Here is a 26090-nt window from a genome sequence, read left to right as displayed (position 1 = left end):
GGTAGAGGAAGGTTCCGGTACCGGGCACTGCCTGACCCGGAGTCGTCGGTGGCCACCCGGGGTCGGTGGTCATCCGGGTTCGGTGCGGGCGCGGTCGGTCTCCACGGCCTGCCAGGTCTTGCGGGCGGCGATCAGCACCGGGTCCCACACCGGGGAAAACGGTGGGGCGTAGGAGAGGTCGATGTTCAGCAGCTCTTCCACTGGGGTCTCGTGCCACAAAGCGACGGAGAGCACGTCGATGCGTTTGGCCGCGCCTTCTTCTCCGACGATCTGGGCTCCGAGCAGTCGTCCGGTGCCGCGTTCGGCGATGAGTTTGGTGCGGATCGGTTTGGCTCCGGGGTAGTAGCCGGCCCGGGTGGTGGAGTCGACCACGGCGGTGACCGGATCGAAGCCGGCCGCCTGCGCCTCGGCCTCGCCGAGGCCGGTGCGTCCGACTTCGATGTCGCAGATCTTGGTCACGGCGGTGCCGAGCACTCCGGGGAAGGTGGCGTAGCCGCCGCCGAGGTTGATCCCGGCGGTGCGGCCCTCCTTGTTGGCGTGGGTGCCCAGCGGGAGGCTGACGTGGCGGCGGGAGACGCGGTGGAACTTCTCCACGCAGTCCCCGGCTGCCCACACCCCGTCGATGCCGGTGCGCAGCCGGCGGTCCACCGTGATCGCCCCCGTGGCCCCCAGCGGGATCCCCGCCTGGGCGGCCAGGGTGGTGTTCGGGGTCACCCCCAGCCCGAGGATCACCAGATCGGTGGGGATGGTGGCTTGGTCGGTGACCACGGCGGTGACCTTCCCGTCGGTGGTGGCGAAGCCGGTGACGGTCTCCTCCATCCGCACCTCCATCCCGAAGCCTTCCATCGCGGTGGCGATGAGCGCGCCCATGTCCGGGTCCAGGGCCGGCAGCGGGGCCGGGGGGCGTCCGATCACGGTGATGCCCACGCCCCAGGCGGACAGGGCCTCGGCCAGTTCCAGGCCGATGTAGCCGGCCCCGACCACCACGGCCCGGCCCGGCCGGTCCCGCTCCAGCACCGTCCGCAGGGCCAGGCCGTCGTCGAGGGTCTGCACCCCGTGGATGCCGGCCGCCTCGATCCCGGGCAGTGGAGGGCGGGCCGGGGTGGCCCCGGTGGCGACCATGAGCTGGTCGAAGCCCTCCCAGGCCTCCCGGCCCCGGACGAGGTCACGCACCAGCACGGCGCGCCGGTGCAGGTCTATCTCCAGGACCTCGTGGCCGGTCCGGGCGTCGATGGCGTGGTGGTCGCGGAACTGCTGCGGGGTGCGCGCGATCAGTGCCGTGGTGTCGGCGACGTCCTTGCCGATGAAGTACGGGATCCCGCAGGCCGAGTACGAGGTGTAGTGACCGCGCTCGAACGCCACGATCTCCAACTGGTCCTGGGGCAGCTGGCGGCGGGCGGCGGAGGCCGCGCTCATCCCGGCGGCGTCCCCACCGATGACGATCAATCGTTGGGCCATGGGCTTCCCCTTTCTCGAGCAGTGCTTCGGCTTGCTGTCGCCTTCTGCAGCGGATCATGCCCGGTTGCCCGGGGCGGCGCCCAGCCCCTAGACCTCGAGCTGATCCAGTGCGGCTTGGTAGGCCTCATGGTAGGTGGGGAACTGGGCGACCTGATCGCGCAGGAGCTCCAGCGGCAGCTGCGCCCGGATCGCCAGGGCGGCGTGGTGGATCCATTCCCCGGCCTGCGGGCCGACCGCCCACGCCCCGATCAGCACCCCTCGCTCGGCGTCGGCCAGCAGCCCCAGGTGCCCGCGCGGGTCCTGCTCGTAGGTCCACGGGCGGGCGATGGCGTGGGCCAGGTCCAGTTCGGTGGCGGTGGTGCGGATCCCGCGGTGCTGAGCCTGCTCGGTGGTGAGTCCGGCCGCGGCGATCTCCGGGTCGGCGAACACCACCCGCGGGATCCCCACATAGCTGGCGGGGCGCGGGCGGCCGAGGATCGCGTCAGCGGCGATCCGCCCCTGGTACTTCGCCACATGGGTGAAGGGCATCACCGCGGTGACGTCACCGATCGCCCACAGGTTGTCGGCGGCCCGGGCGTGCTCGTCGATGAGCACCTCACCGTGTTCACCCAGACGTGCCCCGGCCGCCTCCAAGCCCAGGCCCTGGGTGCGGGGGGCGCGGCCGGTGCCGAAGATCACCACGTCGGCGGCCACCTCGCTCCCGTCCTCGAGGATCACCATACTGTCCGCACCGTTCCTGTGGGCCTTGGCGGCCGAGGCGCCCAGGCGGATGTCGACCCCGGCCTCGGCCAGGTAGTCGTGGACGAGCTCCCCCACCCGGGGGTCCTCCCGGCCCAGCAGCCGGTCCCCGCGGTGGATGAGGGTGACCTGCACCCCGAAGCGGGCCAAAAACGTGGCGGTCTCCACCCCGACGGCGCTGCCACCGACGACCACGGCGCGTTCGGGCAAATCGTGGGTGGTGTAGGTTTCCCGGTTGGTCCAGGCCGTGATCTCCTCGATCCCTTCGATCGGGGGGATCACCGCTTCGGAGCCGGTGGCGATGATGATGTGCTCGGCGGTGATCTCCCGGTTCCCGACCCGGATCCGGCCCGGGCCGGTGAGGCCGGCCTCGCCCCGGATCACGGTCGCGCCCTGGGCGGTGTAGCCCTCGGCCTGGGCGGAGTCGTCGAGGTCACGGATCATGTAGTCGCGGTATTCCCGGGTGGAGGCCCAGTCCACCTCAGCCCCGGACACCCCGGCGGCCTTGTGCACCTCGGTGCGGGCCTCGGCCGGGCGCAGCACCGTCTTGGAGGGGATACACGCCCAGTAGGCGCACTCCCCACCGATCAGCTCCCGCTCGATCACGGCGACGTTCTTCCCCGCCGCCAGCAGCCGGCCGGCGGCAACCTCACCACCGGGTCCCATGCCGAGAACGGCCACGTCGAAATGTTCGCTCATGATGTGTCTCCTTCAGATGCGGTGGATCTTTCGGCTCTACTCGTCGTGGCGCCCCGTCCCATCACGGGCAGGGTGTGCGGTGTCCGCAACCGCCCGCCCGGTCGCGGAGGAGGTCGGCGGGGCCTGGGTGAGCCGCTGCTCAGCCGTGCTGATGCCTCCCGGCCGGCCATCGTAGAGGCCTCGTGGCCGGTCACGGTCGCCCCCCTGGGCGGGGGCGGCTGGTGGGGTCCGGGCCTCAGGCGGCGCAGCAGGACAGTTTCGAGACATCGGTGCGGAAGGACTGGGCGGCGATCTTCACACCCTCAGCCATCGTCAGATACGGGCACCACAAGGTCGCCACCTGGTCCACCGTCATCCCCGCGGACAAGATGTAGACCCCGGCCGCGGCCAGGTCCCCGGCCTCCTGGGCCACCGCGGTGATCCCCACGATCCGCCCGGTGTCGGCGTCGGCGACGATCTTGATGAACCCCCGGGTGTCACGGTTCACCAGCGCCCGCGGCACGTACTCCAGGGGCAGCACCCGGCACTCACACCGGATGCCCGCCTCCCTGGCCTGCTTATCCGTCATGCCCACCGCCCCCACCGCCGGGGAGGTGAACGTGACCCGGGGAAGGTGGGTGTAGTCGACCCGCTGTCCCGCGCCGTGGAAGGCGTTCTCCACCGCGGTGACCCCGTGGGCGGAGGCCACGTAGACGAACTCCGGGTGCCCGGTGACATCCCCGGCCGCCCAGATCCGCGGGTGCGAACTCGCCAGGGTGTCCTCCACGAGGATCTCCCCCCGCCCCCCGGTGGCCACCCCCACCGTGCCCAGGCCCAGGCCCTCGGTCACCGCCCGGCGCCCGGTGGCCACCAGCAACCGGTCCGCGGTGAACTCCTGGCGCCCGGCCCGGGTGGTGGCGGCCACCACGACACCCCCGGTGGCCGGATCGGTGCCCACGGACTCGACCGCGGCCCGGCGCAGCACCTGGATGCCCTCATCGGCGAAGACCCCCATAAGGGTCTTCGAGACCTCCGGCTCCTCCCCGGACAGCAACCGGGAACGGGCCAGCACCGTGACCTGCGAGCCCAGCCGGGCGAAGAGCTGAGCCTGCTCCAAGGCCACATAGCCGCCGCCGAGCACGATCATCGACTCCGGGACCTCCGGCAGCTCCATCGCCGTCGTGGAGGTGAGGTAGTCGACATCCTCCAGCCCGGGAATCGGCGGAGCCCACGGGGCCGAGCCGGTGGCCACCAGGTAGTGGCCGGCCCGCACCTCCTCCACCGCCCCGCCGCGGCCGGTGATCTCCAGCACCGGGTCCTGGGCCGTGCCGGTGAAGGCGGCCTCCCCGCGGCGCAAATCCCACCCGTAGTCGGCGATCAGATCCACGTACTTCTCCGAACGCATCCCCTCCACCAGCCCGTCCTTGCCCGCCATCAGCCCCGGCATGTCCACCGGGCCAGCCGAGGCGGCGAGCCCGGGAAACCGACCGGAGGCATCCAGGGCCACATGGCGGGCGCCGGCGGCGGCCAGCAACGCCTTCGAGGGCACGCACCCGGTGTTCACACAGGTGCCCCCCACCGTGGACCGCTCCACCATCACCACCCGTTGGCCCAGGCTCGTTGCCCGGATCGCCGCGGCGAAAGCACCACCACCAGAACCGATGATGGCCAGATCCGTCTCGATCACTGCAGTTCCACCCATGACAACCTCCGCAAATCGGTGAGGACCACTCCCACCGGAAACTTTCCGTGTGCCCTTCTCCGACCCAGCCTGCACCCTCCCCCACAGGGGGAGGTCAAGGTGTCACTGCGACAACAGCCCCCTGCCGGTGCCGGCTGAATACTGACCCTCGGGCGCCGGGCGGGTTCAACGGTGGGTTCACCCCAGGCTCATGGCCCCATCAGCATCAGCCTGGTCGACCCTGACGTGGCGATCCCGCCCAGAACGCAGGACGCCCACTGGGCCGTCCCGACCGCACTACTCAGCTCCTCAGGGGCCTCCTCAGGATGGCCGGCCGATGGTCAGCTGCTGCCGGTGATGGTCGTAGTGCTGAGTGCCGTAGTGGTAGATCTCGGCCAGGCTCATCCAGTCCCGGAAGTACGGGTCCCAGGACACGGGCATGTGCATCCCACGGGCCAGTGCGGCCGCGGCCTCGGTCTCCAGCTGGGCCTGCAGGACCTCGACGGTGCGGTCGAACCACCGGATCAGCCGCGGACCGTGGATCACCCGCGCGGCCCCACGGTCGCTGAAGTAGTTGATCAGGTGGAAGAGCCGGGTGCCGGCCTCCAGCACCCGGGCGAAGGTGCGGCTGACCGGCTCGGGGAGACGACCCATCAGACGCACCAGCGGCAACAGGCGCCGCACGATCAGGTAGCCGAAGAACATGTGGAACAGCAGCTGCCCGTTGGTCCACCGGGTGCCTGACGAGAGCCGGTGCACATCCGCAGGGGTCGCTTCAGTGACCAGGGCGTGGAAGTCCGCGCGGACCCGCTCCAGCTCCTCATGGATGGTTCCGGGGGTGATGGGCGCGCTATTCATCGGCTGCTCCTGGAAGTGATGTCGCTGCCGGGAGCGTTCTGGGCATTGCCTGGCTTGTGGGCGATAAAACGTATGACCCGACCGCCGAAGGACAGCCGGAGGGCGAGTGGGGCAAGGCCGGCCTGGTCGAGGACTGGTCCGAAGGCTTCCGGTTCGATGAGCCGGTGCGGTGACCGGTCGGCACGGTGCACCAGGGATGCCATCGGTGAGGCCAGCAGGTCGTATCCCACGAAGGCCCCGCCCGGTCGCAGGACTCGGGCCGCCTCGGTCACCGCGTGTTCCCACTCGATGACGTGGTGGAGCATCAGAAAGCTCAGAATCGTGTCGAACGACTCGTCCTCGAAGGGCAGCCGAGTGGCATCGGCCTGACGCGCCTGGACCAAGGGGTGTCCGGCCAGGCGGTCCTGCGCGGCCTCGACCATCACCGGGTCGGCATCGGTCATGGTGAGCCGCACCCGGGGGTGGGCTCGGGCGATGGCCTCGGCCATCGCACCGCTGCCTCCACCGATCTCCAGCACGTCCCCGGTGACGGGGAACCCCTGGGTCGCCCAAGGAACCATCCGCCGGGCCACAAGGCCCCATGGCGCGCTGCGACAGAAAGAGGCCTCTAAGGCGGACATCCTCGGCATGGTTTCCACCTTTCGGCGTACGCATCGTGTGCGCCGAGCCTAGTTCCACGATCGACGGTAGTGAACCGTTTAGGCAAAGGATGGGGGCGACCTGGCCATTCACACCGCCCGGGGGCGGGCCCGAGGGAGCCGGGGTCCCGTCGTAGGGCTGAGCTCAGCAGGCGGATGGGTTAGAGGCCGAAGGCGCCGCCTTCGAGGAGGATGACCACGCCCAGGCCGATCAGCACGATCGGGAACAGGATGTGTTCCCATCGTTCCAGGACTTCGGCGATGGGTTTGCGGGTGGCCACGTACTTGGCGATAGCCACCAGCACCGCGACCATGGCCAAAAAGGCGATGCAGTAGGCCACCATCGCGGTGGGGCCCACGGTGACGAATACGGGCACATAGACCCCGATGTTGTCCCCGCCGTTGGCGAAGGTGACTGCGGCGACGGTCCAGATGCTGACCTGTTTGCCGGCGACCTTCCCCTCGTCATCGTCATCATCGTCGTCGCTGCGCCAGACCTTCCAGGCCGCGATGAGGCCGAGGATCAGGGGGATGAGGCCGAAGTAGGGAATGGCCTCGGGCGGCAGGAAGGTGCTGGCGCCCAGGGTCACCAGCACGGAGGCGACCAGGATGCCGCCGAAGCCCAGGTACTGGCCGATCCCGATTTTGGCGGTGGTGCCGCGGGCCCCGGCTCCGCGGGCGAAGAACAGGGAGAGCACGATGATGTCGTCGATGTTGGTGGCCGCGAACAGGCCGATCGCCTGCAGCACGGGGGAGATGAGTTCCATAACCTGTCTTTTCTTCAGTGGGGAGAACCGCCGACCGGGACCTGGCGTGCTGCGCTGGGTCGGGCGGCCGAGCGCAGCAGGCAGGGGAAGGCTGCCGGGAGCCGATGCCCCGGGCACCATCACCGGGGCACTGTCACCGGGTATGGGTCGCGGCGCCCGTCATGGGCACCCGAAGGCGCATCAGCACCCGCTTTCACCCTCAGTGCGTGGGCGGGCCCGGTGAGGGTGATGTATTTGTCAGTGTTCTTGGGTGGAGGTGCCGTAGGCGGGACACAGCGCGACCTGGGAACCGGTGGCTGCCAGCAGGGTCTCGGCGGCGGCGAGCACATCCATCAGCTCCGGGCGGGTCAGAGCGTAGAAGATCTGCCGCCCCTCGGTGCGTCCGGCCACCAGCCCGCACTCGCGCAGGCAGGCCACATGGGCCGAGACGGTGGATTGAGCCAGGCCCGTTTCCTCCACCAGGTCCCGCACTCGGGCTTCACCGCCGGCCAGGCGCCCCACGATGGCCAGGCGAGTGGGATCGGACAGGGAGTGGAACAGGGCCACGGCCGGGGCCAGGCCGGTCGTACAACTAGTGTTCGTCATGACCCGATCCTATCGCCTAAGTCCGATTGATTGGACGGGGTGGATCTGACGTTGCCCGCAAGGGACGGTGCAGGGCCTTTTGTCCAGGGAGTGGTGGGTCTCGGGCTGGAGACTGCCTCGACCCGAGCCTACCCGGCAGAGAAGCTGTTGTGGCCGCCGTGCAGGGGTCTGAGATAGTCATCGGCTCGGTGCGACGGGCGGCCCGGGGGCCTCGCCTGCGGTGGCTGTGGCCAAAGAGCGGCGGGCATGGGCGTGACGAGTAAAGGCCCGGGGCGGGACCCGTGGTGGCCTGGGCCAGGGCCGCCGAGGAGGTCTCGGCGGCCCTGACGTTACGCGATGAGCAGGTGGGGGCTATTCGGCGGAGATGTCCTGGGGGCGCGGAGCCAGCAGCGTACCCAGGATCAAGAGGCCGACCCCGGTGGTGACGAAGACGTCGGCGAGATTGAAGGTGGGGAACCACCCGGTGTGCAGGTAGTCCACCACCCCTCCCCCGTCGAGGCGGTCCAGGAAGTTTCCGATAGCGCCCCCGAGCATCAGGGTCGCTCCGGTACGGGCCAGCCCGGTCAGGGTGGGTGCCGCAACGAGCAAATACCAGATCAGCCCGGCGATGATCGCCCCGGTCGCGGCGATGATGACCCAGGAGGGCAGGGCCGCCCCGAGGCTGAAGGCCACCCCGGTGTTGTGGTGCAGCTGCAGCGTGAGCGGCCCCAGATCTACCGTGGTCCCGTCGGTGAGACGGGCTGAGGTCACGGCTTTGAGAATCAGATCGACGGTGGCCAGCGCCGCTGCCCCGGCCAGCAAGAGGGTCCGGGACCGGCGAGCAGATCGGGACGAAGGGCCGACCTGCCCGGCGACGGGGGCGCTCATGCGGCCGGTTCCAGAGCCGGTGCGGGCTGGGCGGTGGGCAGCTGGGTGCGGCGGGAGATCCGCCCGGCGCGTACCCCGTTGGCGATGATCAGGATTTCGGCCACCTCGTGTACCAGCACCACCGCGGCCAACCCGAGGATCCCGAACAGGGCCAGGGGGATCAGCACCGCGATCAGCGCCAGGGACACCCCGACATTCTGCAGCATGATCGAGCGGGTCCGCCGGGCGTGCTCGAGGGCTTGGGGCAGGTGGTGGAGGTCCTCGCCCATCAAGGCGATGTCGGCGGTCTCGATGGCCACGTCGGTGCCCATTGCGCCCATGGCGATGCCGATGTCGGCGGTGGCCAGGGCGGGGGCGTCGTTGACGCCGTCACCGACCATCGCCGTGGGGCGCTGCGCCTTGAGGGTGCGGATGATCTCGGCTTTGTCCTCCGGGCGCAGGTCGGCGTGGACCTGGGTGATCCCGGCGGCTGCGGCCAGGGCATGGGCGGTGAGAGTGTTGTCCCCGGTGAGCATCGCGGTGGTGTACCCGGCGCGGTTGAGCCGGGTGATCACCTCCCGGGCCTCCGGGCGCAGCTCATCGCGCACCGCGATCGCCCCAAGAACCTTCCCGTCCTGCTCGATGAGCACGGCGGTGGCCCCGGAGCGCTGCATCCGCTCGATCTCGGCGGCCAGGGGCCCCGGGTCGATCCACCCGGGCCGGCCCAGGCGCAGGCGGGCGCCGTCCAGGGTGCCGTAGAGCCCGGCCCCGGGCACGGTGTCCACCTGGGTCACCTCGGCCCGCTCAGGTGTGGCGGCGAGGATGGCCCGGGCCAGGGGGTGTTCGCTGCGGGCCTCCAACCCGGCGGCCAGCCCCAGCACCTGCTGCCGGTCCACCCCGCCAGCGGTGGCGACCTCGATGACGGCCGGGGCGTTGCGGGTGAGGGTGCCGGTCTTGTCCAAGGCGATGGTGCCGATCTTGCCCAGGGTCTCCACCGCGGCCCCGCCCTTGATCAGCACCCCGATGCGGCTGGCGGCTCCGACCGAGGCCACCACGGTGACGGGCACCGAGATCGCCAGGGCGCACGGGGAAGCGGCGACCAGCACGACCAGGGCGCGTTCGAACCACAGGACCGGCTCCCCCACGATGAACCCGTAGGCGATGATCAGGGCGGCGACGATGAGGATGCCCGGCACCAGGCGTTTGGCGATCGCATCGGCCAGTCGCTGGCCGGGGCCTTTGCGGGACTGCTCGGTCTCGACGATGTGCACGATCTTCGCCAAGGAATTGTCCTCGGCGGTGCTGGTGACTTCCACCTCCAGCGGGCCGGTGCCGTTGATGGACCCGGCGTAGACCTCCGCGCCGGGGCCGGCCTCCACGGGCACGGACTCCCCGGTCAGCGCCGAAGTGTCCAGGGAGGTGCGCCCGGTGAGGATCCGCCCATCGGTGGCCACCCGCTCCCCGGGCCGCACCACCATCCGGTCCCCCAGTACCAGCTCAGCCGGGGGCACGGTGACCTGCACCCCGGCCCGGAGCACCGTGGCCTGATCCGGGACCAGCTCCAGCAGCGCGCGCAGCCCGCGCCGGGTGCGCGCCACCGAGTACTCCTCCAGGGCCTCGGCGATGGCGTAGAGGAAGGCCAGCATCGCCGCTTCCTCGATCTGCCCCAGGGCGACCGCTCCGACGGCGGCGATGGTCATCAGGGTCCCGACCCCGATCTTGCCCCGGGCCAGCCGGCGCAGCGTGGAGGGCACGAACGTCCATCCGGCCGCCAGCAGCGCGCCCGTCTCCAGGCTCAGCGCCACCCACAGAGGAACCCCGGCCAGCGACAGGATCCAGCCGGCCAGCAGCAGCACCCCGGCCGCGGCGGCGAACCGGACCTCGCGCACCTGCCAGAAGCCCTCGGCCTCCTCCCCGGCCTCACCGGTTTCGTTCTTCTCGTCGCTGCATCCGCAGGCATCGCTCATCGGGTGATCTCCTGAATCTGGGGGGTGTCACGGGCATCCAGCCCGTAGTTCGGGCACAGACTCACGGCGTTGCCGGTGGCCGCCAGCAGCACCTCAGTGGCGGCCAGCACGTCCATCAGCTCCGGGCGGGTCAGCGAGTAGTACACGCTGCGCCCCTGCGCCCGACCCTGCACCAGCCCGCAACCACGCAAGCACGCCACATGGCCGGACACGGTCGACTGGGCCAGCCCCAGCTCGCTGGTGAGATCACGCACCCGCACCTCCCCGGAAGCCAAGCGCTGCACAATCGCCAGCCGGGTCGGGTCACTGAGGGAGTGGAACAACGCCGCCGCCGGATCCAACACCTCACAAGGGGCATCCGGAACATACTCTGAAATCGTCATGGACCGATGATAACCGTGTTTTGGGCTGACAGTGGTCATGTGCGGTAGTCTCAGGGCGCCCCCTGGCCCGAGGAGATGGTGATGACGATTGGCGGCTACTTCGCCGAGACGGTGAACTCCGGGGCCCTGCTCATCGCCGTGCCCTTGGCGGTGATCGCCGGGATCGTCTCTTTCATCTCCCCGTGCATCCTGCCGTTGGTGCCCGGCTACCTCGGCTACGTCTCCGGGCTGACCGATCCGACCCGGGCCGACAACCGGCGGCGGGTGCTGGCCGGGGTGGGGCTGTTCATCCTGGGTTTCGCGGCCGTGTTCACTGTCTACGGGGCGGCCTTCGGCGCCATCGGGGGCTGGTTGGTGCGGTGGCAGGATCCGCTGATGCGGGTGTTGGGGGTGTTCGTGGCGCTCATGGGCCTGGTGCTGGTCGGGAAGTTCCCCTTCCTGCAGCAGACCAAGAAGCTGTCCTTCCAACCCCGCACCGGCATCGCCGGCGCCCCGCTGCTCGGGGTGGTCTTCGGCCTGGGTTGGACCCCCTGCATGGGCCCGACCCTGAGTGCGGTGCTGGCGCTGAGCACCACCACCGGCGGGGCCTGGCGCGGAGCCCTGCTGGGCTTCACCTACTGCCTGGGCCTGGGCATTCCATTCGTGCTGGTCGCGGCCGGGCTCAACTGGGTCACCACGACCCTGAGCTACATCCGCCGCAACATCCGCACCTTCAACATCGCCGGCGGCTCCGTACTGATCGCCGTGGGGCTGCTGATGGTGACCGGGATCTGGATGCAGTGGATCTATCAGCTCCAAAGCCTCGCCGGCACCTTCATCACTCCTGTCTGAGCCCGGGAGAACATCCCCGGCTTGTGACGCACCGAATCCCAACACCCACCGATTCACCACACCACCACCCAGGAGCACACCATGGCGAAGATCTACCACGACGTGACCGAGCTCGTGGGTCGCACCCCGCTCGTCCACCTCAACCGGCTCGACGAGGGCCTGCCCGGCAACGTGGCCGTGAAGCTGGAGTTCTACAGCCCGGCGAACTCCGTCAAGGACCGCATCGGGGTCTCCATCGTCGACGCCGCCGAGAAGTCCGGGAAGCTCAAGCCCGGCGGCACGATCGTCGAGGGCACCTCCGGCAACACCGGCATCGCCCTGGCCATGGTCGGCGCGGCCCGCGGCTACAAGGTGATCCTCACCATGCCCGAGACCATGTCCACCGAGCGGCGGGTCATGCTCCGCGCCTACGGCGCCCAGATCGTGCTCACCCCGGGTACGGAGGGCATGCGCGGGGCGGTCGAGAAGGCCCAGGAGATCGTCGAGTCGACCGAGAACGCCGTGCTGGCCAAGCAGTTCGCCAACGAGGCCAACCCGGCGATCCACTACGCCACCACGGGCCCGGAGATCTGGGAGGACACCGACGGCGAGGTCGACGTGTTCGTCTCCGGCGTGGGCACCGGCGGGACCATCACCGGGGCGGGGCGCTACCTGCGCGAGCAGAAGCCGGACATCCGCCTGCTCGTGGTCGAGCCGGCCGACTCCCCGCTGCTGACCGAGGGCAAGGCCGGCCCGCACAAGATCCAGGGCCTGGGCGCGAACTTCGTGCCCGACAACCTCGACCGGGAGATCTACGACGACGTCTACGACGTGAGCGTCGAGGACTCCGTGCGGGTGGCCCGCGAGCTGGGCACCAAGGAGGGCATCCTCGGCGGGATCTCCTCGGGCGCCATCGTCTGGGCCGCCCTGCAGGAGGCCGCCAAGGAGGAGAACCGGGACAAGCTGATCGTGGCGATCGTGTGCGACTTCGGGGAGCGCTACATCTCGACGCTGCTCTACGAGGACATCCGCGGCTGAGGCCCTGCCAGGGTTGCCGACCCACATCACCGATCCGCAGCTGCCGCAAGCCATCACTAAGGCCGAGCTGATGGCCCGCGTGCTGGCCGAGAACGGCCTGGGGCACGTGGGTCTCGCCCTCGATTTGGAGTCCCCGTAGCTGTCCGCCGGAGGAGAACTGCGCGTGGTCATTCCCTGGAGTCCGCCCTAACCGCGGCACCTCCGTCTCGGGCCGCATCGCCATTGCCCGGAGAGCCAATGCCCCCGCAGCCGGTGGTCGCCGCCCCGACGGCAACGGTGATTCCCGTTGCTATGATCGACGTATAACGATCATCTCTGAGTGTGCCGGCGTGCGCCTCAGGTCCTCGACAACAGGCCCGCCGTGTTGCGCTCAGAGGCCTATCGGCTTCCCGGTTCATCGTTTCCGGGGTCAGCCCCTACCCGTCCCCGAGCCCGTTTCGACCCTGAGGTGAAATGCCCGTGCCCTCGAACTCTTCACTGCCCACCCACCCGTCCCGCCGCCGTGTGCTCTCCTTGGCCGGTGCAGGAGTCCTCGGGGTGGTCATGGCCGGCTGCGGTGCGGAGGAAGATCCCCTGGCCCAACAGGCCAACACGGGAGATGAGAAGGGCTACATCGCCGGGGACGGCACCGTCTCGGAGTACGCCCCGGATCAGCGGGGGGAGCCGGTGCAGTTCAGCGGCACCCTTTTCGATGGGACCGAGCTCTCGGCCGAGGACTTGCGGGGGAAGCCCGCGCTGCTGAACTTCTGGTACGCGGCCTGCCCTCCGTGCCGGGTGGAGGCCCCGGACCTCGCCGAACTCGCCCAGCAGTTCGAGGGGCAGATCGCCTTCTACGGGGTAAACCTGCGCGATGATCAGGCCACGGCCGAGGCCTTCGAGCGGACCTTCGGGATCCCGTACCCCTCCTTCGAAGACAAGGACGGGAAGGTGGTGATGGCCCTGAACGCCTATGTGCCCCCGCGGGCGGTGCCCACCACGCTGGTGCTCGACGCCCAAGGCCGGGTCGCAGCCCGCATCCTCGGGATCGCAGACCGGTCCATCCTCGAGACCCTCCTCGAGGACACGGTGGCCGAGACAGCATGACTTCCGGCACCCCCTCCGCCGTCCCCGCACAGGGAGCTGAAAGGTCACCATGAGCACCACTAGCAGCAGGCAGAGCACCCCTGAGGACACCCCCGGCAGGGGCCCCCGAGGCTCTTCGCCCACCGGACCCGGCAAGAACCCCAGGGATGTCGAGCTGCCGGCGCTGGGGCCGGTCGGGATGGCCCGGTGGGCGTGGGCGCAGCTGACGAAGATGAACACCGCCCTGTTCCTGCTGCTGTTGCTGGCGGTGGCGGCGGTGCCCGGCTCGACCTTCCCGCAGCGGATCCAGGACACGGGTGCGGTGGCCGACTACATCGATGCCAACCCGACCCTGGGCCCGTGGCTGGACCGGCTGCAGTTCTTCGACGTGTTCTCCTCCGTGTGGTTCTCCGCGATCTACATCCTGCTGTTTGTCTCCTTGGTGGGGTGCGTACTGCCCCGGGCGGGCAAGCACTGGCGGGCCTGGCGGGCGCAGCCCCCGCGCACCCCTAAACGGCTGGAACGGCTGCCCGAGCACCGCCGCCTGGTCCTCGGTGGGCCCGCGGACGCCCCGGCCCCGGACGAGGTCGTGGCCCAGGCCGCCCGCCTGCTGGGCAAGCGCGGCTACCGGGTGGCCGTGCGCGACACAGGAGGACCGGCGCCGTCGGTGGCCGCCGAGCGGGGAATGTGGAAGGAGGTCGGCAACGTCGTCTTCCACCTGGCGCTGCTGGGCGTGCTGGTCTCCGTGGCCGTGGGGTCCCTGTTCGGCTTCAAGGGCCAGAAGATCCTCGTGGAGGGCGATTCGTTCGCCAACTCGTTGATCAACTACGACGCGTTCATCCCGGGCACCAACTTCGACGCCGACCAGCTGGAGCCGTTCTCTCTCACTCTGGAGAACTTCGAGGTCGAGTTCTACCGCGACACCGCCGTTCCCAGCCAGTACGGGACCCCGGTGGACTTCACCGCCGAGGTCACCGTCCAGCAACCCGGAGGACAGCCGCGGCAGGAGACCCTGAAGGTCAACGCCCCGGTCAACGTCGACGGGGTGAAGTCGTTCCTGATCGGCAACGGCTACGCCCCCCTGATCCGGGTGACCGACGGCAACGGCGACGTCGCCTTCGAGGGGCCGGTGGTGGGCATTCCTTCCGACGGGGTCTACACCTCCTCACTCGTGCTCAAGGTCCCCGACGCCGCCCCGGACCAGCTGGGCTTCACCGGCCTGCTGCTGCCCACCGCCGTCACCGGGGCCGACGGGCTCCCGCGGTCGGCGGATCCGGGACTGGCCAACCCGAAGCTGATCCTGTCCTCCTACTCCGGGGACCTCGGACTGGACTCCGGAGTCCCCCAGAACGTCTACGCCCTCGACGTCGAAGGGCTCACCGAGCTCAACGGCATGCTCACCCCCGATGGGCCGATCACCCTGGATGCCGCGGACCCGGTCTACGAGCTGCCCCAGGGCAAAGGCACGATCGAGTTCCTCGACGTGAAGCGCTACGTGGGCCTGGACATCGTCTACGACCCGGGACGGACGGGCGCCTTCGTGTCCTTCGTGCTGGCCTTCACGGGCCTGTTGATGTCGATGTTCATCGCCCGCCGCCGCCTCTGGGTGAGGGCCTCGGAAGGCCTCGACAAGGACGGGGCCCCAGCCACAATCCTGGAGTACGGTCTGCTGGCTCGCGGGGAGGACCCCCGGCTGGCGGCCGAGGCGCAACGGCTGGGCGAGCTGTTCACCCAGCAGTGGGGCACCGCGCCCCCGCCCGCTGACGCTGCCGCACACCCCAAAACGAGCAGGGCCCGCAGCGGCCCGGCCCACAACTGAGAGGACACCACCGATGACCGTCAATGAGGACCTGGGCGCCTGGAGCCAGTTGTTCATGCTCCTGGCCGCCATGACCTACCTGGTGGCCTTCGTGGCCTTCGCCTGGGACATGGCCTCCCACTCCAAGATCCTGCGCAGGACCCGCCCCGAGCAACACAACAGCTCGGAAGGGCAACTGGTCGGCGCGGCAACCATTGCCACGGTGAACACGGTGGAGGCCGATGATTCCCGGGCCGGGCTGGGCACCGGTGACCGCGGCCGCGGGTACCCGGCCTCCGCCCAGTCGGTGCTGGCCGAACACGTCGCTGACTCCTCCATGCGCTACACCGGGACCCGCCGCCCAGCGGCCCGGGCGGCCGTGACCGTCATGGTCCTGGCCTTCGCCCTGCACGCCGTGGCCGTGATGGCCCGGGCGGTGGCCGCCGGACGGGTGCCCTGGGGCAACATGTACGAGTTCGCCACCACCGGGGCACTCGTCGTGGCCGGGGTCTACCTGGGTGCGCTGCTGCTGAGGGACCTGCGCTTCGTGGGCACCCTTGTCACCGGGCTCGTGGTGATCATGCTCACCGCCGCCACCATCGGCTTCCCCACCCCGGTGGGCCCGCTGGTCCCCGCGCTGCAGTCCTGGTGGCTGGTGATCCACGTGTCCATCGCCGTGGCCGCCTCCGGGATCTTCACCATCACCTTCGCCATGGCCGTCCTCCAACTGCTGCAGGCCCGCCGGGAGAAAGCCATTCTGGCCGGTGAGGCCCCCGGCATGGGCTTCCTGGGCATGGTGCCCTCCGCCCAGGCGCTGGAGAACCTGTCCTTCCGGCTCAACGCGATCGGCTTCGCGTTCTGGACCTTCACCCTGGCCGCCGGCGCCATCTGGGCCGAGCAGTCCTGGGGCCGCTACTGGGGCTGGGACGTCAAAGAAGTCTGGACGTTCGTGATCTGGGTCGTCTACGCCGCCTACATGCACGCTAGGGCCACCCGCGGCTGGACCGGCACCCGCTCAGCCTGGCTGTCCATCGTCGGATACCTGTGCGTCATCTTCAACTTCGCCGTCGTCAACACGGTCTTCACCGGCCTGCACTCTTACTCCGGGCTGTAACCCCGGCGGCGTAGACCGCCAGCTACGGGGCGGGATTCGTCGTGATCCAGCAGGGAACGGATTGCAGAAACAGGCACGGAAAGAACCCATGGGCCGCTGCCCCGCGGCGCTGGGGCGCGCATCAGGGATACTCCCGGCGCCGCCCTGCGATGGCGTCCCGATCACGGCACCCCGCCCCAGCACTTCCTTGATTTCCGGGCCCGAGAAGGACCCCTTTCGCAGCGCCCATCCAGGCACCACCACGGCCAGGCGGATATCTTCTTGGCGCATCGACCGGCCGGTGCCGGTGCCCGGTACTCAGACATCCAGCAAAGGTCACCCGTGAAGCGCTCTGCCACCATCACCGCCCTCGTCCTGGGGTGCGCTCTGGTGCTGCCCGGATATACCGGCAGCATCGAAGAAGCAGCCGAGGAGAAATCCTCCGGAACTCCCGTTGCTGCAAGCGGAGTCAGCGCCCTGGAGGCGGTTGGCATTCACCTAAGGCTTCCCCCCAGTAACATGCACGCGAACCACGTGCCGGAGTGAATCGCACCAGGTCCCGTGGAGGCTCTGTCCCAGGTTTCGCCCTATTAGCGGCCGCCGGCTCCGGCCAGGAAGAAGAGAACGGCGGCAGTGCACAGGAGATATGCGATCAGAGCCCCACCGAGCATGACGACATCGCGGAGGATGAACCCGTAGGAGTCGTGGCGTTCGCGGCGGTAGCTCAGAACGGCGAAGAGTACCGGCATGAGCGCAACGAAAGCCATGACGGTGAGCACGACCGGGTAGTTCTGCACCGGCACGGTCACGATCGCCAGAGGCAGCACCGCAAGCGTGAAGGTCATGGTGTGGTCGGCGAAGACGCTGGTGATCCCGCTGGTCACCTGCCCACTGCGGACCACGGACCAGGTGGTGAACACCTGCGGCAGAGTAGTCATGAACGCGGTGATGAACAGCCCGCTGACCAGTGGTGCCAGGCCAAGCGCTGAACCGATCTGCTGGGTTCCGGTGACGAGGACGTAGGAACCCACGGCAAGTGCGGCTACACCGCCGAGCGTCAGCAGGGTCTGTTTCCCCGACCACGAGACTTGACCGCGTTCGCCGCCACGACCGCGGAAGAGGGCCTGCCCGAGGTAGATGACGTATGCGACCACGGCGATCAAGCCATCGATCGGCTGCAGCCCTCGCCAGGCCGGAGGCAGGATGAGCACCGCGAACAGGGCGACGACGGCAAGGTAGGGCAGTGCGTCGATGAGCACCGCGCCCTTCTCGATCCGCAGGCCCTCGCCCTGCTCGGCAGGTTTCTTGTCGCTGGTCGCCCGGTTCTACCGAAACGCCGCGTAGCCGACCGCGACGGTGATCGGGATCGAGACCACGGTGGAGCCGAGCATGCTGCCCAGTCCGATCGATCCGGCCCCGGTGGCCGCGCTGACGACGTTGATGCCGACATCGGGGCTGGCGCTGCCGAGGGCGACCAGTGGGCCGCCGGCGGCGCCGGTGAACCCGTACCGCTGCCGTACCGCCTTCAGGGGAGCGGCCAGTTGCTCGGCGCCCCAGCGGGTGGCGAATGCCGCCAAGACCAAGCCCACCACCCACACCCACGTCATCGCGGCCCTCCCCCCACCGTTGCGCTCGACGGTACGGAGCGCACGTTAGAGATCACGAATCCGCTGGATGGCAGGGTGGGCATGCGGCGCAGGCTGATCCGCAGATCCTGGGACGGGACGTCATAGGTGATCTCCCGCGTCAGGATGGCCAGCGCCGTCTTCATCAGGGCGATGGTGATCCACTCCCCCGCGCATCGGTGGCCGATGTGGTGATCCCCGCCGCCTTGTGGGATGAGACCGTAGGCGCCGCCGTCCCAAGTGGTGAAGCGGTCCGGATCGAAGATCTCGGGGTTCTCCCACAGGTCGGGGTGGTGGTTGGTGCCGTATAGGTCCAGGAGCGTTCTGCGCCCCTGGGGGAAGTGCACGCCCTGCCAATCGAAGGCGGTGCGCACCCGAGCACCGACCATCGGGAAGAAAGGATAGAAGCGGCGGACCTCCTGAACGAACAGCTCGGCGTCGCGGTCCTCGCCCTGGCGCAACCGGCTTCGCCACTGGGGGTGCTGGTGCAGGGCCAAGGCCGCGAAGGTGATGAAGCGGTCGACCGCGACCGTGGGACGCACGAGGTTGAGCAGCTCGACCGCGGCAATCCGGCTGCCCAACAGCTGCCCGCCAGGCTCGCGGTGGGTGGACACGACCTGCAAGGCGCTGCCCTCCGGGGCAGCGTGCTCCCCGCGGCGTACCCGATCCACCAGGTCCGCAATGGCTTGTTCGGCCCCGTGGCGGGCGTGCCGGCCCCGCCAGTGCCGGGGACCGACCGCAGCGGGAGCGTCGATCATGGCGTGCAAGGACTGGGTGCGGCCCCTGACCTGGGACTCGGTGACGGGGACACCGACCCAGCTACTGACCGCCTGGCACAGGATCTGCCCGACCTCCTCGTACAGCACGATGCGGTCGGCGGCTTCCCACACAGGAATCCGGGCTCTCCAGCCGTCGGCGACCAGGCCCGTCAAAGTACGGATGTCGTGCGGGGTCATGAGATCCATGAACATCTGCTTGCGCGCCCGGTGGGTCTGTCCGTCTAGGCCCTGCACGCCACCGACACCGAGCAGCGTCTTCTGCACCCGCATTGGGAAGGCACCTCGTCGCTGGAACCGGTCGGCGTCGTAGAAGACCTGTGCGGCCTCCGCACCGCGCAGACACACCGTCGGCTCCAGCAGCAGGCGGGTCTGGAACACATCGGTTCCGTACCGTTCACACCGCCGGGACACGAACTCATAGCCCTGCCAAGCCAAGGCCAGGGTGCTGTCCATACTGCGGTCGTACGCCATGCGTCCCATCAGGACTCCCTCTCACGGTGGACTCGCGGCATCGTGGCCTCGGACCTCGGACCTCGGACCTCGGACCTCGGACCTCGGAAAGCATGATCGCGACTGAAGGATGACATTACCCTGGCGAGGTACCAACGTCAGATGCCGATCGAAGCGCTACAGCGGTAATACCTTCCAAGACGGGATCCCGAGCCCCTGCGATGGCGACCTGATGCAACGCGTCCGACCGGACGCGGCCGGCGATCACCCGATGTCTGTCAGCGGAACATGGGCCACGGATGATGAGTCTGATGGGCAAGCTGGGTCTGACACCGTCGACGGTGTCGACCCCCGTGGGAGCACCGCGACCGGTGGGTGTCAGAGGCCGGTGAAGGCGGTGAAGAAGCGGAAGAACACCGAGGCGGCCACCGCGACGTAGGTGATGGCGACCAGGGTCCAGGCCCAGTCGGCGGCGAAGCGGGCCAGCCCGGGCGGGGCGGGGATGATGCCGTGGACCATGTTGCGGATGGTGAGCAGGATGGTCAGCGGGATCATCGCCGCCCACACGATCATGCAGTACAGGCACAGGATGTAGATGGAGAACAGCGCCTGGGACCACAACCAGATCGCGAACACCGCCCCGGCGGTGACCCCGACCTGCAGCCCGATCCAGTACCAGCGCCCGAACCGCGCCCCCGAGAGGGCCGCCATGGCGGTGGTAATGACCACGGCGAAGGCGACGATGCCGATCAGCGGGTTGGGGAAGCCGAACAGTTCCGACTGCCAGGTGCCCATGACCTGCCCGCAGGAGACCCAGGGGTTGATGTCGCAGCTGGTGACGTGGCCGGGGTCGCGGTAGAGGGCCAGGCGCTCGAGCACCAGGACACCGGAGGCGATCCAACCGATCACCCCGGTCACCAGCAGCAGGACCGCGAAGGGCCGGTACCGGGCGAAGCCGGGCAGGTGGGTCTCGGTGGCCGGGCCGGCGTCGGTGTGATGGGTGGTGCTGGTGGTGGGGTCAGCCATGGTGGGTGTCCTTGACGGTTCCGTTGTCGATGACAGGGGTGTCGGCCTGGGGTCTTCGGGCCAGGACGGCCAGGGCGGTGGCCAACAGGGGCAGGGCCCCGGCCAGGAGGATGGAGCTGGCCGCGGATTGCTGGTCCGCCAGCGGGGCGGGGCCCCAGTCCCTCCCCAGCCCGGAGAACCACTCCGGTTGGATCAGCGCTGGGGACAGGGCGGTGGCCCCCGCCCAGAGCCCCAGGGCGGTGGCTGTCCCGACCAGCGTCAGAGCTTGGGTGTGCACCGCAGCCCGGTCGCGTGGTGGGACCAGCACGGCGGCGGCGAAGATCAGGCCCAGGACCAGGGCGGTGGTATTCATCAGTTCGTGGCCGACGTGGGTGTGCAGGGCCAGGGCGAAGGCGGGGGTGTAGTAGAAGACACCGAGCCCGGCCAGGACCAGGACCGCGGCCGGGATCGGGTGGGCCATCAGCGCCCCGGTCCGGGAGGTGCGCCATGCGGTGGTGAGCTCGCGCGCCCCGGTGGAGCCGTCGGTGCGGGCCGGCACCAGGGCCGCGGCCAGAAGCCCGGGTCGTCCGGCGATCAGCAGCAACGGCACCGGGAAGGCCAGCAGCAGGTGGGCGGTGGTGTGGATGCTGAACAGGATCGGGGCGTAGACGGCCGGCAGCCCGCAGGTGACATAGACCAGCAGCACGAGTCCGGCCAGGAACGCCACCGTGCGCGCCACCGGCCACGGTGTCCTGGTGTAGCGCAGGCGTCGCGCCCCGGCCAGGTAGAGGCAGGCTGCGAGGATCGCCACGGCGATCCACAGCCAGTCCAGGCGCCACTGGGTGACCCACCCGGAGGCGCTCAGCGGTGGGGGCAGCAGGTAGCCGGTGAGGATCTCGGCGGCGGTGATGTCCGGTTCCCGTTCCAGGGGCACCGGGGTGGGGGTGCGCCCCAGGGCCACGCCCAGGGCCATCACCGCGCAGAGGATGAAGGCCTCCACGGTGATCAGCCGCCACACCCTGCCCCGGCTCGCAGGCCCGGCAGCAATGACCCGGCCGTTGAGGTACCCGAGCACCCCCAGGGCCACGGTGGCGATCGTCTTGGCGATCACCAGTGCCCCGTAGCCGGAGGCCAGCCCGTCCCACCCACCGATCCGGTAGACGGTGTTGATAACCCCGGAGACGGCCACCACGACGAAAGCCACCGCGGCCAGGGCGGAGAAACGCACCAGCACGCCGTGCGTGGCCTGCGGGGTGGTCAACAGCGGGACGAGCAGGGCGAGCACGATGATCCCGCCGGTCCAGATCCCGGCCCCGAGCAGGTGCAGGGCCAAAGCGTTGACGGCCCCGTTGTGGTCATCGACCCCGGCCACGTGCCCGAGCTGGGACAGCGGAATGACGGCGGCCAGGGCCACCACGGTGGTGGCGGTCACCGGCCCCGGGGAGCGGGCGAGCACGGCCAAGGTGGTGGTGAGCGCGGCCATCACCGCGGTCACCGCCCACGCCTGGCCGGGAATCAGGCGGGTCACGTAGTAGCCCAGCTGTCCGGTGAACTCGGTCGAGCCCGAGACGGGGGCACCGATGGTGTCGGCGTAGCTGAGCACGATGATCGCCACCGCGGCCAGCGTCCACACCGCCGCCGCCCCCGCGGCCACGTTCAGCACCCGGGCGAAGGCCGGGTGCTCGGCTCCGGGTGTTCTCGCGCCGTGGGCCGGGGTGGACCGGGGCACGACGGTGGTGGCGAAGACCAGCCCTGCCCAGGTGATGGACATGGCCAGATGGTGCACGGTCGTGGCCGCCGGCAGTCCCCAGCGCACCATCGCCCCGGGATCGAGCACCTCCCGGGCCGCGGTGGCCCCGGAGGAGCTCAGGGCCACCCACAGCACGGTGAGGGTCATCAGGCCGACAACGATGAGAGCAGCGGTGGCGACGCCCCGGCGCCGTCCAACCACTGCCAGGGCCGGCGCCGACGGGGCGGGCGGTGGTGTGGTGGTGGTGCGGGATGGACTGGTCATCGGGTCAGTCGGTGGCTGCGGTCTCGACAGCGGCCCGGAAGGCTTCCAGGGATTCGGGGTTGAGCACTTCTCCGTCGAGGTAGAACGTCGGGGTCCCGGCCACGCCCAGGGCTTCACCGTCAGCCACATCGAGCTTGATCCGCTCTTCGGTGGCCGGGTCGGCCACCGCGGCATCGAAGGCGGCCATGTCCAGGCCGAGGTCCTCGGCGAAGCCGCGGAAGAGTGCGCTCTGGTCCTCGGCCGATTCCCCCCATTCGGCCTGGGTCTCGAACATGCGCTGATACATGGCCTCGTACTGTCCCTGCTGGGCGGCGGCCTCCACGGCCACCGCGGCGTTGACGGAGTTGCGGTGACCCGGCAACGGGAAATAGCGGTGCACGAAGGTGACGGTGTCGCCGTACTCGGCCCGCAGGTCTTCGACGAAGGGGTAGGCGGCCCGGCAGGCCTCGCACTCGTAGTCCAGGAACTCCACCAGCACCGCCTGCTCATCCGGGGCCTTCGAGAGCACTCGGCTGTTCTCTCGCACCAGCTGCCCCACATCTTCGGGTACTTCAGGGGTGGAATTGGCACGGGCGATGAGGATCGGGATGGCCACGGCGGCCACGATGGCGACCAGGAGGATCCACACGAGGATCTTGGCCTTCGAGGGTTTCCGCTGGGGGGCGCTCGTACTGGCGGTAGTGCTCACAAGGGGTTTCCGTTCTGTCTCAGGCAGCAGGGCATACCGGGAGTGGAGGGGTTCTAGTGGCGGAGAGTCTCGTCCCCGCGGTGGGAGGCCGGTTCGATCTGGAAGGTGGAGTGCTCGATGGCCACGTCGAAGTCACGGGCCACACAGGCCTGCAGATCCGCCAGCACGACACCGGCGTGCTCGGCGCTCAGGCAGCCGTCGTGGACGGTGACGTGGGCCGAGAGCACCGGGGTGTCGGAGTCGATGCGTGAGGCGTGCAGGTCGTGCACCCCCACCACGTGGGGCAGGGACTCCAGGCGGGTGCGGACCTCATCCAGATCCAGACCCTTGGGAGTGGTTTCCATCAGGACCTCGATGGTGTCGCGCAGCAGAATCAGGGCCCGGGGCACGATCAGGGCGGCGATCAGCAGGGACACGATCGCATCCGCCTGGGTCCACCCAGTGGTGGCGATGACGATCGCGGAGACGATGACCGCCACCGAGCCCAGGGCGTCGTTGGCGACCTCCAGGAAGGCGGCCTTCATGTTCAGGTTCTCTCCCCGCCCCGAGGCCAGGATGATCAGCCCGATGATGTTGCCGACCAGCCCGATCACCCCGAACCACAGCATGGCCGAAGACTCGACCTCCGGGGGCTCCAGCAGCCGGCGGATACCTTCGACGGCAACGAACCCGCCCACGGCCAGCAGCACCGAGGCCTGGGCGGCCGCGGCGACGATCTCCGCCCGCTTGTACCCCCAGGTGCGTTTGTCCGTGGCCGGCTTCAGGGCCAGGGTCGCCGCGATCAGCGCGATCAGCAGCCCGGCGGAGTCGGTGAACATGTGCCCGGCATCGGCCAGCAGCGCCAGGCTGCCCGAGATCACCGCGCCGATGATCTCGGCGACCATGATCGTGGCGGTGATGGCGAAGACTACTGCCAGCTTTCCCCGCCGCCCGGTGGCACCGTGGGCGTGATCGTGCTCACCGCTCACGCCGGAACCTCTTGGGTGCTGGCCGCACCGGCGAGCTCCTCGGCGGCGCACTCCGGCGTGCCGCACTGGCACACCGCCTCGACGGTGAGAATCGTGCCCAGCAGGTCCTCCAGGGCGTGGGCCAGCTTCGGGTCCGAGAGCTCATAGCGCACATTGCGTCCGGCCGGCACGCCCACGACCAGCCCGCAGTCGCGCAGGCAGGCCAGGTGGTTGGACAGGATCTGCCGGCTCACCCCGATCTGGGCCGCCAGTTCCGAGGGCACCGCCGGGCCCTGCTGCAGCTGCAGCAGCACCGCGGCCCGGGTGGGATCGGCCAGTGCTTTGCCGAACCGGGACATCACCTCGACCGGGGACAAGATCCTCATGCCACAACCGTACAGCAGAATCTGTATCAAAGAGGGGCGGGGTCGAGCGAGGCTCGGGCAATGTCCAGCTTGTGTCCCTACGGTGTGGGCGGATGGGGGTGCCGTCCGCCACTGCGGCGCCCCCGTCCTCGAACCACCACGGCACCTCGTGCGGCCGTTGCCGCAATGCCCCTGCGGGGAGGGAAGGCGATTGTCTGCCTCCGGCAGGAGACGGGTGGAGCCCATGATCACTTTCTGCGCTGCTCCGCTGGGCAGCCCGCCCGTGCGCCGTTTCCCGACCGGGTGCAAGGCGGCCGGGCCGTGGCGACCGATCGACTCTGCGATCCAGGCACGAAGTACCCCAAATATGTCGCCGATGACGATCCTCTCGGAGCACTTCGCACCTGACGGAAGGCCTCCCGTCAACCGGCCACCACTGGTGGGGCGAAGCTCAGCGGTAGGTGTAGTACCCATCGAGGGGCATGGCGTTGACGGAGTGGACGAAGGTGCCCTGGGTCGGGTTCAGCGCAGAGACCATCTTGCCGCCACCGATGTAGATGCCGATGTGGTTGCCACCGTTCTGAGACACCAGGTCCCCGGGCTGCGGAGTGGAGGTCGGGGTGGCGGCTGCGATCTGCTGGAAACTGGTGCGGGGAATATCGATACCCTGCTGGGCGTAGACCCACCCGGTGAATCCAGAGCAGTCCCAGGCACCGAAGGAAGTGCCGCCCCAGACATAGCCGGTGCCCACACCCTGCATGGCCGTACCCACGATGCCGCCAGTGGCGGGGGCGATCTCGGTGATCGCGGTGGACTGCGGGCTCACGCTCGAAGCCGTCTGCGCCGCCACCGGGGCCGGGGTGACGTAGGAGCCCTGGCTCCCCAAAGAGGACGAAGCCGGGGCCCACGACGTGGCGGCCGGGGCAGCCGGGAGCTCCGCATAGGCCTGGGCCGGGGCCACGGATCCAAGGATTGCCACGCCAGCAGCAGCAGCGATGGTGGTGTTACGCGCCCGGCACGAGGGGGTCTCGGCGCGGTGACGAGCAGAAGTGTGCTTGAAGAATGCCATGGATGTACTCCTCCCTTTGCCTACGAGGTGAGCTGTCGGATGCGGGTGGGAGACACCCGGTCGCAGGGCGGGATGCTCTGGCGACTTAACCCCTAGGACCCGAATCATCGGGACCGCATGTGGTTCCCCCGCTTCTGCCAAGCAGTTTCTGTGTAATGAACCTCGGGCACCGGCAGAATTCGGCGATGTGCCCGAAGGCGCCGACAGGATCAGTGGCCGGCACGCATCGAAGAGTACAAGAAGATCACGAAACAATCACAATCCCATTCGGGAATGTATAGGAACTATAAAGAAAACAATCAAGATTTGATGAAGTTGTAAATTTTTCTCGACTTTTTCCTATTAATGTCCTGCAAATTATGGCGCCTCGTGGCGGGCGGCACATGCCTTTGTGGTGCGTGCGGACGGTACGGGGAGCCGTTGACCGCGCTGTGGCGGGGACGCGTGCCGCCCTAAAAGGCTCGGTGGCCGATGTCAGGGAAATTTCCACGGATGGCGGTACAAGAATCGTCCCCGAGCAGCTCCAGCTATGTGCGCTACGGTAATCGGCGTTTGAATACGTACGGCATTTGGGCCCGAGGAGACCGCATGGCTATTTATGATTACACCGCCGACCAGCTCCGAAGCACAGCCCACCCGACGGTCGTGCCGCGCTCCAAAGGCCGGATGGTGGTGCAGTGGTTGACCTCCACCGACCACAAGACGATCGGGTACATGTACCTGATCACCTCCTTCGCCTTCTTCTGCC

At 69.1% G+C, this 26090-nt stretch carries 25 protein-coding genes and 1 riboswitch; of the genes, 6 read left to right on the top strand and 19 right to left on the bottom strand.

The window, feature by feature from the left end:
* Window positions 1-69: 69 nt before the first annotated feature.
* The 10 genes from E7Z53_RS18685 to E7Z53_RS18640 all read right to left on the bottom strand — a co-directional run bounded on the left by E7Z53_RS18685 (window position 70) and on the right by E7Z53_RS18640 (window position 10599).
* On the bottom strand, window positions 70-1458 hold the full coding sequence (locus tag E7Z53_RS18685) for an FAD-dependent oxidoreductase (protein WP_095650747.1): 1389 nt from the start codon (window positions 1456-1458) through the stop codon (window positions 70-72).
* 87 nt (window positions 1459-1545) lie between these two features.
* Window positions 1546-2895 (bottom strand): dihydrolipoyl dehydrogenase family protein, encoded by a 1350-nt coding sequence (locus tag E7Z53_RS18680; protein ID WP_095650748.1) that lies wholly within the window; start codon window positions 2893-2895, stop codon window positions 1546-1548.
* 235 nt (window positions 2896-3130) lie between these two features.
* Window positions 3131-4576, bottom strand: coding sequence for a mercury(II) reductase (merA, locus tag E7Z53_RS18675; protein ID WP_095650749.1), 1446 nt, complete (start codon window positions 4574-4576; stop codon window positions 3131-3133).
* 300 nt (window positions 4577-4876) lie between these two features.
* Entirely contained in the window at window positions 4877-5413 is a 537-nt protein-coding gene (locus tag E7Z53_RS18670; RefSeq protein ID WP_062737350.1) for a DinB family protein, read from the bottom strand.
* Entirely contained in the window at window positions 5410-6033 is a 624-nt protein-coding gene (locus tag E7Z53_RS18665; protein WP_255219695.1) for a class I SAM-dependent methyltransferase, read from the bottom strand. The genes E7Z53_RS18670 and E7Z53_RS18665 overlap by 4 nt, the downstream gene beginning before the upstream one ends.
* A 179-nt stretch (window positions 6034-6212) precedes the next feature.
* Window positions 6213-6818, bottom strand: coding sequence for a cadmium resistance transporter (locus tag E7Z53_RS18660; RefSeq protein WP_062737352.1), 606 nt, complete (start codon window positions 6816-6818; stop codon window positions 6213-6215).
* Window positions 6819-7055: 237 nt separating this feature from the next.
* The gene (locus E7Z53_RS18655; protein ID WP_095650751.1) at window positions 7056-7403 is read right to left on the bottom strand and encodes an ArsR/SmtB family transcription factor; all 348 of its coding nucleotides are present in this window, start codon (window positions 7401-7403) and stop codon (window positions 7056-7058) included.
* 351 nt (window positions 7404-7754) lie between these two features.
* Complete coding sequence (gene lspA, locus E7Z53_RS18650; RefSeq protein ID WP_062737354.1) at window positions 7755-8270, bottom strand: signal peptidase II; 516 nt, start codon at window positions 8268-8270, stop codon at window positions 7755-7757.
* Window positions 8267-10216 (bottom strand): heavy metal translocating P-type ATPase, encoded by a 1950-nt coding sequence (locus E7Z53_RS18645; RefSeq protein WP_095650752.1) that lies wholly within the window; start codon window positions 10214-10216, stop codon window positions 8267-8269. Before E7Z53_RS18645 ends, lspA begins: the two co-directional genes overlap by 4 nt.
* On the bottom strand, window positions 10213-10599 hold the full coding sequence (locus E7Z53_RS18640) for an ArsR/SmtB family transcription factor (protein ID WP_062737356.1): 387 nt from the start codon (window positions 10597-10599) through the stop codon (window positions 10213-10215). The genes E7Z53_RS18645 and E7Z53_RS18640 overlap by 4 nt, the downstream gene beginning before the upstream one ends.
* An 81-nt stretch (window positions 10600-10680) precedes the next feature.
* On the opposite strand from E7Z53_RS18640, the gene E7Z53_RS18635 reads away from it, so the two are divergent.
* The 6 genes from E7Z53_RS18635 (at window position 10681) to ccsB (ending at window position 16421) form a co-directional block, all read left to right on the top strand.
* Window positions 10681-11430, top strand: coding sequence for a cytochrome c biogenesis CcdA family protein (locus tag E7Z53_RS18635; RefSeq protein WP_095650753.1), 750 nt, complete (start codon window positions 10681-10683; stop codon window positions 11428-11430).
* Between the two features lie 81 nt (window positions 11431-11511).
* Window positions 11512-12447, top strand: coding sequence for a cysteine synthase A (gene cysK, locus E7Z53_RS18630; protein WP_176338572.1), 936 nt, complete (start codon window positions 11512-11514; stop codon window positions 12445-12447).
* Window positions 12448-12460: 13 nt separating this feature from the next.
* Complete coding sequence (locus E7Z53_RS20540; protein WP_255219693.1) at window positions 12461-12586, top strand: hypothetical protein; 126 nt, start codon at window positions 12461-12463, stop codon at window positions 12584-12586.
* Window positions 12587-12900: 314 nt separating this feature from the next.
* Entirely contained in the window at window positions 12901-13530 is a 630-nt protein-coding gene (locus E7Z53_RS18625; protein WP_062737359.1) for a TlpA family protein disulfide reductase, read from the top strand.
* Window positions 13531-13579: 49 nt separating this feature from the next.
* A complete protein-coding gene (gene resB / locus E7Z53_RS18620) occupies window positions 13580-15328 on the top strand; it encodes a cytochrome c biogenesis protein ResB (RefSeq protein WP_176338571.1) in 1749 nt (582 codons plus the stop codon).
* 13 nt (window positions 15329-15341) lie between these two features.
* The gene (ccsB, locus tag E7Z53_RS18615) at window positions 15342-16421 is read left to right on the top strand and encodes a c-type cytochrome biogenesis protein CcsB (protein WP_095650756.1); all 1080 of its coding nucleotides are present in this window, start codon (window positions 15342-15344) and stop codon (window positions 16419-16421) included.
* A gap of 569 nt (window positions 16422-16990) precedes the next feature.
* Here the strand turns inward: ccsB and E7Z53_RS18610 are convergent.
* The 9 genes from E7Z53_RS18610 to E7Z53_RS18570 all read right to left on the bottom strand — a co-directional run bounded on the left by E7Z53_RS18610 (window position 16991) and on the right by E7Z53_RS18570 (window position 25342).
* Window positions 16991-17659, bottom strand: a complete 669-nt coding sequence (locus E7Z53_RS18610) for a hypothetical protein (protein WP_176338570.1) — start codon at window positions 17657-17659, stop codon at window positions 16991-16993.
* Between the two features lie 66 nt (window positions 17660-17725).
* The gene (locus tag E7Z53_RS18605) at window positions 17726-18007 is read right to left on the bottom strand and encodes a hypothetical protein (protein WP_095650758.1); all 282 of its coding nucleotides are present in this window, start codon (window positions 18005-18007) and stop codon (window positions 17726-17728) included.
* The gene (locus tag E7Z53_RS18600; protein WP_217905958.1) at window positions 18004-19257 is read right to left on the bottom strand and encodes a cytochrome P450; all 1254 of its coding nucleotides are present in this window, start codon (window positions 19255-19257) and stop codon (window positions 18004-18006) included. Before E7Z53_RS18600 ends, E7Z53_RS18605 begins: the two co-directional genes overlap by 4 nt.
* A gap of 375 nt (window positions 19258-19632) precedes the next feature.
* Complete coding sequence (locus E7Z53_RS18595; RefSeq protein ID WP_095650760.1) at window positions 19633-20280, bottom strand: vitamin K epoxide reductase family protein; 648 nt, start codon at window positions 20278-20280, stop codon at window positions 19633-19635.
* Window positions 20273-22273 (bottom strand): cytochrome c oxidase assembly protein, encoded by a 2001-nt coding sequence (locus E7Z53_RS18590; protein ID WP_229587029.1) that lies wholly within the window; start codon window positions 22271-22273, stop codon window positions 20273-20275. Before E7Z53_RS18590 ends, E7Z53_RS18595 begins: the two co-directional genes overlap by 8 nt.
* A gap of 4 nt (window positions 22274-22277) precedes the next feature.
* On the bottom strand, window positions 22278-22961 hold the full coding sequence (locus E7Z53_RS18585; protein ID WP_062737365.1) for a DsbA family protein: 684 nt from the start codon (window positions 22959-22961) through the stop codon (window positions 22278-22280).
* Between the two features lie 53 nt (window positions 22962-23014).
* On the bottom strand, window positions 23015-23929 hold the full coding sequence (locus E7Z53_RS18580; protein ID WP_062737366.1) for a cation diffusion facilitator family transporter: 915 nt from the start codon (window positions 23927-23929) through the stop codon (window positions 23015-23017).
* Window positions 23926-24294, bottom strand: coding sequence for an ArsR/SmtB family transcription factor (locus E7Z53_RS18575; RefSeq protein ID WP_062737367.1), 369 nt, complete (start codon window positions 24292-24294; stop codon window positions 23926-23928). The genes E7Z53_RS18580 and E7Z53_RS18575 overlap by 4 nt, the downstream gene beginning before the upstream one ends.
* Window positions 24295-24724: 430 nt before the next feature.
* Window positions 24725-25342, bottom strand: a complete 618-nt coding sequence (locus E7Z53_RS18570) for a C40 family peptidase (protein ID WP_062737368.1) — start codon at window positions 25340-25342, stop codon at window positions 24725-24727.
* Window positions 25343-25344: 2 nt separating this feature from the next.
* A riboswitch (cyclic di-AMP (ydaO/yuaA leader) is annotated at window positions 25345-25496 on the bottom strand.
* Window positions 25497-26090: the final 594 nt, after the last annotated feature.

The sequence above is a fragment of the Kocuria salina genome, from assembly GCF_013368965.1.
Lineage (GTDB): Bacteria > Actinomycetota > Actinomycetes > Actinomycetales > Micrococcaceae > Kocuria > Kocuria rosea.
Note: the sequence above shows the minus strand (reverse complement) of the source record. Positions and strands in the feature narration are given on the sequence as shown.

What these genes read in the sequence shown, in the direction of transcription:
- E7Z53_RS18685 (WP_095650747.1), bottom strand. Translation starts at nt 1,458, where the DNA reads ATGGCCCAACGATTGATCGTCATCGGTGGGGACGCCGCCGGGATGAGC.
- E7Z53_RS18680 (WP_095650748.1), bottom strand. Translation starts at nt 2,895, where the DNA reads ATGAGCGAACATTTCGACGTGGCCGTTCTCGGCATGGGACCCGGTGGT.
- merA (WP_095650749.1), bottom strand. Translation starts at nt 4,576, where the DNA reads ATGGGTGGAACTGCAGTGATCGAGACGGATCTGGCCATCATCGGTTCT.
- E7Z53_RS18670 (WP_062737350.1), bottom strand. Translation starts at nt 5,413, where the DNA reads ATGAATAGCGCGCCCATCACCCCCGGAACCATCCATGAGGAGCTGGAG.
- E7Z53_RS18665 (WP_255219695.1), bottom strand. Translation starts at nt 6,033, where the DNA reads ATGTCCGCCTTAGAGGCCTCTTTCTGTCGCAGCGCGCCATGGGGCCTT.
- E7Z53_RS18660 (WP_062737352.1), bottom strand. Translation starts at nt 6,818, where the DNA reads ATGGAACTCATCTCCCCCGTGCTGCAGGCGATCGGCCTGTTCGCGGCC.
- E7Z53_RS18655 (WP_095650751.1), bottom strand. Translation starts at nt 7,403, where the DNA reads ATGACGAACACTAGTTGTACGACCGGCCTGGCCCCGGCCGTGGCCCTG.
- lspA (WP_062737354.1), bottom strand. Translation starts at nt 8,270, where the DNA reads ATGAGCGCCCCCGTCGCCGGGCAGGTCGGCCCTTCGTCCCGATCTGCT.
- E7Z53_RS18645 (WP_095650752.1), bottom strand. Translation starts at nt 10,216, where the DNA reads ATGAGCGATGCCTGCGGATGCAGCGACGAGAAGAACGAAACCGGTGAG.
- E7Z53_RS18640 (WP_062737356.1), bottom strand. Translation starts at nt 10,599, where the DNA reads ATGACGATTTCAGAGTATGTTCCGGATGCCCCTTGTGAGGTGTTGGAT.
- E7Z53_RS18635 (WP_095650753.1), top strand. Translation starts at nt 10,681, where the DNA reads ATGACGATTGGCGGCTACTTCGCCGAGACGGTGAACTCCGGGGCCCTG.
- cysK (WP_176338572.1), top strand. Translation starts at nt 11,512, where the DNA reads ATGGCGAAGATCTACCACGACGTGACCGAGCTCGTGGGTCGCACCCCG.
- E7Z53_RS18625 (WP_062737359.1), top strand. Translation starts at nt 12,901, where the DNA reads ATGCCCGTGCCCTCGAACTCTTCACTGCCCACCCACCCGTCCCGCCGC.
- resB (WP_176338571.1), top strand. Translation starts at nt 13,580, where the DNA reads ATGAGCACCACTAGCAGCAGGCAGAGCACCCCTGAGGACACCCCCGGC.
- ccsB (WP_095650756.1), top strand. Translation starts at nt 15,342, where the DNA reads ATGACCGTCAATGAGGACCTGGGCGCCTGGAGCCAGTTGTTCATGCTC.
- E7Z53_RS18605 (WP_095650758.1), bottom strand. Translation starts at nt 18,007, where the DNA reads ATGACGTGGGTGTGGGTGGTGGGCTTGGTCTTGGCGGCATTCGCCACC.
- E7Z53_RS18600 (WP_217905958.1), bottom strand. Translation starts at nt 19,257, where the DNA reads ATGGACAGCACCCTGGCCTTGGCTTGGCAGGGCTATGAGTTCGTGTCC.
- E7Z53_RS18595 (WP_095650760.1), bottom strand. Translation starts at nt 20,280, where the DNA reads ATGGCTGACCCCACCACCAGCACCACCCATCACACCGACGCCGGCCCG.
- E7Z53_RS18590 (WP_229587029.1), bottom strand. Translation starts at nt 22,273, where the DNA reads ATGACCAGTCCATCCCGCACCACCACCACACCACCGCCCGCCCCGTCG.
- E7Z53_RS18575 (WP_062737367.1), bottom strand. Translation starts at nt 24,294, where the DNA reads ATGAGGATCTTGTCCCCGGTCGAGGTGATGTCCCGGTTCGGCAAAGCA.
- E7Z53_RS18570 (WP_062737368.1), bottom strand. Translation starts at nt 25,342, where the DNA reads ATGGCATTCTTCAAGCACACTTCTGCTCGTCACCGCGCCGAGACCCCC.